The organism is Photorhabdus hainanensis (genome assembly GCF_018448965.1).
GTDB lineage: Bacteria > Pseudomonadota > Gammaproteobacteria > Enterobacterales > Enterobacteriaceae > Photorhabdus > Photorhabdus akhurstii.
Map to the genome: position 1 here is coordinate 1 of NZ_RCWD01000165.1, position 212 is coordinate 212.

Here is a 212-nt window from a genome sequence, read left to right on the forward strand (position 1 = left end):
TATCGCTTCATATCAGCTTACCGACGCTTTTCGCAGATTAGCGCGTCCTTCATCGCCTCTGACTGCCTAGGCATCCACCGTGTACGCTTATTCGCTTAACCTCACAACCCGAAAAGGTCTCGGATTGCTCAGCTTGAGAGACTCCCCAATAATACCTTGTCGATATTACTGAGTGTTTCAATTTTTCAGCTTGTTCCAGATTGTTAAAGAGC

1 rRNA gene is annotated in these 212 nt (G+C 46.2%); it reads right to left on the reverse strand.

The features are described 5' to 3' along the window. Positions 1-101: ribosomal RNA gene (locus EAE92_RS24355) — 23S ribosomal RNA — on the reverse strand; the annotation flags it as partial. Positions 102-212: the final 111 nt, after the last annotated feature.